The sequence below is a fragment of the Peribacillus sp. NPDC058002 genome, assembly GCF_042886655.1.
GTDB classification, from domain to species: Bacteria; Bacillota; Bacilli; order Bacillales; family DSM-1321; genus Peribacillus; species Peribacillus aracenensis.
In genome coordinates this window covers 1-7,363 of record NZ_JBHVQU010000180.1, presented here as the reverse complement: position 1 = coordinate 7,363, position 7,363 = coordinate 1, and the positions used below count along the sequence as shown (strand labels likewise).

6 protein-coding genes are annotated in these 7,363 nt (G+C 35.1%); 2 read left to right on the top strand and 4 right to left on the bottom strand.

The window, feature by feature from the left end:
* The 4 genes from ACFVSH_RS20715 to ACFVSH_RS20700 all read right to left on the bottom strand — a co-directional run.
* Positions 1 to 703 (bottom strand): DUF2642 domain-containing protein (locus tag ACFVSH_RS20715; RefSeq protein ID WP_387707581.1); only part of this gene is annotated, 703 nt, incomplete at its 3' end.
* Positions 704 to 798: 95 nt separating this feature from the next.
* Entirely contained in the window at positions 799 to 1,326 is a 528-nt protein-coding gene (locus ACFVSH_RS20710; RefSeq protein ID WP_387594717.1) for a hypothetical protein, read from the bottom strand.
* 494 nt (positions 1,327 to 1,820) lie between these two features.
* On the bottom strand, positions 1,821 to 2,345 hold the full coding sequence (locus ACFVSH_RS20705) for a spermine/spermidine synthase domain-containing protein (protein WP_387707583.1): 525 nt from the start codon (positions 2,343 to 2,345) through the stop codon (positions 1,821 to 1,823).
* A 1,398-nt stretch (positions 2,346 to 3,743) separates the two neighbouring features.
* Complete coding sequence (locus tag ACFVSH_RS20700; RefSeq protein WP_387707579.1) at positions 3,744 to 4,160, bottom strand: hypothetical protein; 417 nt, start codon at positions 4,158 to 4,160, stop codon at positions 3,744 to 3,746.
* Positions 4,161 to 5,575: 1,415 nt separating this feature from the next.
* Between ACFVSH_RS20700 and ACFVSH_RS20695 the strand changes: the two genes are divergently transcribed.
* Complete coding sequence (locus tag ACFVSH_RS20695) at positions 5,576 to 6,631, top strand: glycosyltransferase WbsX family protein (RefSeq protein WP_387594709.1); 1,056 nt, start codon at positions 5,576 to 5,578, stop codon at positions 6,629 to 6,631.
* 77 nt (positions 6,632 to 6,708) lie between these two features.
* Positions 6,709 to 7,227, top strand: a complete 519-nt coding sequence (locus ACFVSH_RS20690; protein WP_387594706.1) for a class I SAM-dependent methyltransferase — start codon at positions 6,709 to 6,711, stop codon at positions 7,225 to 7,227.
* The last annotated feature ends 136 nt before the right edge of the window (positions 7,228 to 7,363 follow it).

Below are 7,363 nucleotides of genomic sequence, written 5' to 3'. Positions count from 1 at the left end.
TGAATTGATCTTTGTTCACTTTATTTCCTGTAGATTGAACAGTCGGTTCTTCTTTTACGTCAGATAAAACTTCCGAATTTGCAGAGGCTGGTTCATCTTTATCAAAAGTTAAAATGTCCTGTTCTTGTTTCTGTTCAGCAGGCTCTTCCTTTCCTTTGGAATTAACTTCAGTGTCTTCCTTCAGCACGGAACTACTTTCCTTAACTTGATCTGCATCTGACTGTTTATTTTCAGTTTTTTCGTCTTTATTTTCCTTTTGTTTGTTCTCTGATGATTCCTTATCATCTATCCCTTTGAAAATATAGAATATATTTGATAATTGGACATAAAGTTGTTTATCCTTATTTAATAAAACGATGTATTTATTAGTTACAGTACTTAAAAATCCGTCAAAGGATAGATTGTTCTCTCTAATTACTGTCACCCAATGACCTTTGAGTTCATTTATTAATTCTGTAAAACTTTGTTTCTGTGTTGGTTCGTGGTCAAGTATTTGAACCTCAAATTCTTTGGTGTTTTTTAATAAGGCATAAACCTGATTTAAGTTAAAATAACATTGTTTATCAGGATTCATTTGAATGACAATAAAGTCGCTTTTCACATCAAGTACTACCCCATTATGAACGGATTTATCATCGGAAATAATACTAATATTAAAACCTATCAGTGAATTAAGTGCCTCGTGAAAATTTTGTTCTTTCATCTGATGAGTCCCCCTTATTAATTGGATGGTCGCTTCTGCCCATGAAGCGACACATCATTTATGGGATATACTATTTTTCTTTTTCTTCTGCTTTATTATTTTTCTTTTTCTTCTGCTTTATTATTTTTATTTTTTTCCGTTTTTCCATCGTCTTTATTATTTTTATTTTTTTCTGATTTCTCATCTTCCTTTTGTTTCTCTACTCTTGCCCCGTAACTGATGCTGCGTATATGGAACATTGACAGGCGAATAACTTCTTCGTTTAGTATTAATGTTACGAATTCATCATTAAAATCATGAAGTACGCCTTCTAGCTTCTCGGGACCGCCTCGGTTAATATTTACCCATTGATTTCTGAGGTCACCTAGCAAGCCTTTAAAAGTTGAAGCTGTTTTAAAAGTAAAATCTTCGGGAACCTCCAGTTGAAATTGGAACCCCTTCTTTACATTCTCGGTAATACTTTTGATATGGTCGGTTTTATAGTAGATAACACCTTCTTGTTCAGTTAAGATCGATAAGTGGTCATCGTATATACCTAATAATAATCCTGTCCGAGATTCAGGACCCCCTCTATCTACTTTTAGAACTTTCCCAACTAAATTAGTTAACCATTCCTTATACATAATGTTGCCCCTTCCTATATAATCATTTACCCTGTATGTATATGTATCATGGGATGACGTTGTGTCGTGGTAAACGTCCATCTTCTATCAATAAGACTGAAATTCATCAAAATGTGTATATGCACAAACCTTTAGAATTTCCTGAAGTTAAATGACTGATATACTGAATGTACTCAATGGCCAGAATAATGGATCGTTTTTAAAAATTACTTTATTCGAAGCAGAGAATGCCTTTTAAAATAGTTGAAGGATATTGAATAACAGGTGTAAAGAGATGGCGCTAAATCCATTTGAGAAATTCGATCAGCATCTAACAGATGAATTGGTGTAATAGATAGTCCAACTTTAAAAAACTACCGAAGAGTGGATCGCTGTTTAGCGGATTATTAAAACGAATGTCCCCAGAAAGTTACAAAAAAAAGACCCCGGAGCATTACCGGAGTCTTTTTTATCAGCAAAACTAAAAAGTGTTTTTTTATGGTCTCTAAAAAAGGTCACCATTTTTCTATTTCGTTTTTATACAACTTGTGTAAGTTTAAATTTTTGAGGCAATTCATAACTGCTTTTCCCCGTTCCTCCTTAATTGACGAAGGAATAGTAAACAAATTTGGCATGTCTAAAGTTAGAGCTTGATGGACAGAAATACTTGGAATAACTCTTGGAAGCTTGAAATGAGATGCTAAATGAAAGCCCCATAAGCCGAAAGAGGGGACAATAACATTGTATTCAAGTGTATTAAGACCGGCCATATTAACTGTTTTACCAATACTCCAAAATACCGTTGGTGTATCTTCTGGTGAATTAGACTGACAAACTAACACACCTTGTTTTGATAATATTTTTGCTGTTTGACTGAACAATTCAATTGCATATAATGAGCTAATGCCTGAGTCAACGGGATCTGGAAAATCAATAATTATTACTTTGTAGGGCTCCAATCCCCTTAAAATAAATTTCTTTGCATCTTCAAAATTAATATTTACCCTTTCGTCCAGTAAAGAACAATCATTATGCTCAATATTTGAGCTATTACATGACGGATTTTGTGACAGGGGAAAATAAAATACAGAAGGTTGTTTGCTAAATAAGATGAGAAAGTTTTGCGACTGAAATTACTCTTTTAGATATGGATCAAAAATCTGTACAAAAATAAATGTATTGGAGTCTAATCAAATTTCGGATTTTTTTCATAAGTTAAACAAGAAAATATATTTAATATGATGGTGAAAAAATGAAGAAAAAACCTAATAAAAAAGAACAGCAAGAGAGTGCAACTCAAGAGGCAATAGAAGGAAAAGATTCCAAAGAAAAAAAAGGGAAAAAGGGACCGAAAGATGGTACAGCCTCCACCGAGTCAGTGCAAACCAAGAGCTTTCGGAACCTAAAGGCGATAAAGCTCCTCATGAAGGAGGGGAATCAGCGGGAACTGGTAAGGTCAAACATAGCAAAGGCGCCAAAGGGAAAAAAGGATCGAAAGACGGTACAGCCTCCACCGAGTCAGTGCAAACCCAAGAGCTTTCGGAACCTCAAGGCCATAAAGATTCTCATGAAGGAGAAGAATCAGCGGGAACCGGTGAGGTCAAACATGGCAAAGGCCCCAAGGGGAAAAAAGGGCCGAAAAAAAGATAGAATCAAAAAGGGAACGATTGGATATAAACATTTGTCTGTAATTTTCCTTCATATACTATCCTGCCCCTTTAGTTCATTAAGAAATTCAACAAATAAATAGCCCCTACTCAATACGAGTAAGGGCTATCGATTAAGCACCAAACAATTTAGTGAAAGTATCTTTACCTGCTTTCTAATCTGTAGAAATTCCCTTTTCCTTTTGGAACTTATATAAAGCCGACTCAGTGCCTTTTCTGAAGATAGAATCTAGTGTAAAGTGCTGCTATAGAAGCCATGTAAGATTACCTTTTTCACCTTTTTTAACCGTGACAATGGCAGCTCAAATTTTAGGTCCCTATTTTCCATCCACAACTAATTTCGGGGGGAAACTTAGTAACCTCGGGAGCTGCCACTTTTTTAGTCGGATCCGTAATAATAGCATCAAAATCAAGAACGCCCGAAACAAAAAAGCCTTGGCAACTGATAAACCCAGTAATACCAAGGCTTTAAAGCTATTAATACATGGACATATATTGTTCGCGTTCCCATGCGTGAACTTGTGTTCTAAACATGTTTTGACTTTTCAAGTCCTTAAATACCATCATGAAAAACCTATATTATAGAGGATTTTTTTAAATCACTTTTCATTAGATGTCGCAACTTTTCGCGAGTTTGTGGGGAGATTGTGGGGAAAAATGTGGGTACGTCTATTTTTTTTATTTCATCAAAAGTCTTAACCTCTCCTCTCAAACTTTGTTCCTTTATCCATGGTGTGACGATTACACATTTCTTTTATCTAACAACCCTTTTTAAGCTCCTGAATTTATTTTTATAGGTTCAGGGAAAGTCACCATTTTTAGAGATTGAATAAATAGTGTGAAAGATTCTGCTTGGAATATTTTAAATGGGTATTCACCATCTATTGCATATCTTTGGTCAGATAGGATAAGCACATGAGGGCTGTCAGGTAATATGCCACTATTAAATAAATCCGCATACCGAGCTAATTTATCATTCATTTGCTTTTCACCATAAATGGTTCTTTGAACTTCAATAAAAAATGGAGTTTTTCTAAAGGAACAATAAATATCAGGTTCTGCCCCTTCTCCTTTTTTTCCATACTTCGGTTCCTCAATGAATGAATGAAGATCACCAAGCTGATTCATTTCTTTATATACATTAACAATCGCTAAGAAATGTCCTATTTTCGCACTATTTTGCTTCATGTGGATGTCCCGGCCCAAAGTAACAATAAGGTACGAATGCAGTGCTTCTCTGTATTTTTCCTTCCCTTAATAATCGTAATAGAAGGTTGTTAGCAGCATACTAGCCTTAATTAATAATTTTTACTCAACTAACGGTTGCCTTAGTGTTTAATATTAAACTAAACTGCCCCTTTAGTTCATGGGGTTCATTTTTATCTTGAATGGTGTGTGAAAATCCAGTTAAAACAGTGGTAAAAGGGGTTATCTTTAGAGTTATAGTCCCAAGCCCTATATCGTATCGTATGGTTTTTTTCTGTTCCCACTTCCAATTTCATTATAAAATGGGACTCTTATTTCCATTACTCTTGCACTATACAAGTGGAAATCTCGGTATTCTCCATAATAACCTACAATTGCATCGTTAATATTTCTTGATACTAACGTTAAAATAGTATCTTTAAATATATCCTCTTTCAGGTTGGTACACTTGCCCTTCAGAAAGAGGTTTCAAAAAGAAATTTCCTCCGTGATTATTCTCAAGCTAAAAAAGCTTTTTTTGATCTTAAACATACAACACTTTTAGACCAGATTCATATAATGAAAAATCAAACGAAGTAATAACTTGTGTAATTACTTCAACAAACCACCTACGAATCAAGGGAGATTCTCTCACCTCTCCGGGCAACTATCAGGCCCTGTTCAACACGGATTATGGACTGAAAAGTGCTGGCAAATACAGCACTGACTTAGTGTCTAAATGTAAATGGGGAACCAAGAAAGTTTTTTATTTCCGAACATTTCAGTGTATAAAACAGGAAACAGTAAAAATTGCAGGTAAAGAAGGCTTTAGTTACATTTCCAATTGATTAATTGAATGCCGTCAGGGAATTGGGGATCAAAACAGCCGTTTGGTTTACGGATGACCCTTAGTATACGATATTACCCATATTATCAATCCGGTTTCATCCAAGGGTTAAACTGTGTATCTTATTATTTAATGTTAGGTTCTTTCATTAAGTTCATTATTTACCTCTCGCAGGCAATCCGAAATATTTATACTTACAAAAGGAAGACTCGATTTCATATACGTTTGTTTTATGGGAGAGGGTCGGAATATCAGCAGTAAAGGCTGTTAATTCCAGAGAATTTCCTAATATAGGAATACTGCTTAAAAGGCAGACGTATCCATATAATATTTCCGCCTGCATTGTGGCAACTATATTTCTGCAAATGTTGTCATGCGGAAAGGTAATTTCACGAGGCAATTTTTCCGCCTTTGAACACAAAGCTTCTGATCATCTTAAGGAAGGTAAAAGTGCAAGAGACAATTGAATTTAAATCAAAGGAATGCTGTTGCCAAATTCTGATTTTAAAAAAGAGATACCACATATAAATTTTAGAACCTACCTTCTAAAGTTTTTAAAGGAGCGATGATTTTGAAACCCATAGCTTTCTATTTACCTCAATTTCATGAGACCGACGAAAATAATCGTTGGTGGGGAAAAGGATTTACCGAATGGACCAATACCAAAAAAGCAAAGCCTCTATTTCCTGGACATTATCAGCCGAAAGAGCCGTACCAAGACTATTACTATAATTTAACAGACGAATCTGCAAGGGAATGGCAAGCCCAAATTGCAAGAAAATATGGCATCTACGGATTTTGTTATTATCATTACTGGTTTAAGGGAAAAAGGTTTCTTCATAAACCATTTGATGCAGTTCTTCAAAAAGGGGAGCCCGATTTCCCCTTCTGTCTTTCCTGGGCAAACGACCCGTGGACAAGAACATGGACCGGTTCAAATCATGAGATTTTGGAAGATCAAGATTACGGAGAAAAAGTAGATTGGAAAGAACATTTCGAATTTCTCTTAACAGCATTTAAAGATAAAAGGTATATCAGAGTAGAAAACAAACCTTTATTTCTTATTTATCGTCCTAGCGATATTCCCAAATGCGATGAGATGTTGGAGTATTGGCAAAAATTAGCTGTCGAAAATGGTCTTGATGGAATCTATTTTGTTCAAACTTTAAACAGATTTAACAACCCTCAACTTAAAGGATTCGATGCTCGTATTGAGTTTGAGCCTGGGTATACAATGAATTTAACAAATGGTAACCATTGTGGAGAAGCTGTTGATGGTTATAAGCAAAAATTTGAACTAGTGAATTACGATAAATTCTGGTCCAGTATACTAGAAAGAAAGACTGATAAGGATAGTGCAAAAACTTATTTAGGAGCTTTCATCGATTGGGATAACTCCGCCCGGGTTGGAGGAAACTCACCCTTTATCTTCACTGGCGCGTCACCCGAAAAATTTTCCTTTTATCTAACAAAACAAATAAAAAGGTCTCTAGAAATAAACAGTGAATTTTTGTTTATTAATGCCTGGAATGAATGGGGCGAAGGAACATATTTAGAACCGGATAAAAAATATGGATTACAATATTTAGAAGCTGTAAAAAAAGCATTAGAAAATAATGAGTTTTAGAGAGGTGACCTAAAATTACTGAACATCAGTTTCAAATTAGCCAATTGCATCAGTTCATTGATTCGGTCAGTGGGTGGTTGACAACTGCAGAGCAAACTGCACTACTACATTTGCCAGCTCTCGTTGATCATTTAGATGGGGAAATTGTTGAGATTGGTTCCTTTAAAGGGAAAAGTACTATTGCATTAGGTCTCGGGAGCAAGTGGATAAGTGAAAGGAAACGAACAATTTTTGCGATTGATCCTTTTATTTCCAATGGTAATTATTCAGATTATTTTAATGAATTTCAGCATAATATTCTAAATTTCCGGCTTGCAAACTATGTATCACCAATAAAAAATTTCAGCCAAGAAGCAATACAAGATTGTCCTGAGAGCATATCTGCCCTTTTCGTAGATGGAGACCATAGTTATTTAGGCGTAAAAAGAGATATAGAGTTATATGCTCCAAGAGTTGTCCGCCGAGGATTTATAGCGTTTCATGACTACACTGTTTATCCTGATGTTAGAAAAGCTGTTGATGAACTATGTGAGAGTAAAGAGTATGTATTAGTTTGTGATTACGATAGTTTGCGCCTCATACGTAAATTGAAATAAGAAGTAAAAATTAATTCATATTAGGTTACTTAAACTGATTAAAGGATAGTCTAAAAAGTCCTAATCATTATGCAGCTACTATTGACCAAATAGAGAAGCCTGTTCTTCCATTGAACTTAAACCTGCGCAGATTTGT

What these genes read in the sequence shown, in the direction of transcription:
- ACFVSH_RS20710 (WP_387594717.1), bottom strand. Translation starts at nt 1,326, where the DNA reads ATGTATAAGGAATGGTTAACTAATTTAGTTGGGAAAGTTCTAAAAGTA.
- ACFVSH_RS20700 (WP_387707579.1), bottom strand. Translation starts at nt 4,160, where the DNA reads ATGAAGCAAAATAGTGCGAAAATAGGACATTTCTTAGCGATTGTTAAT.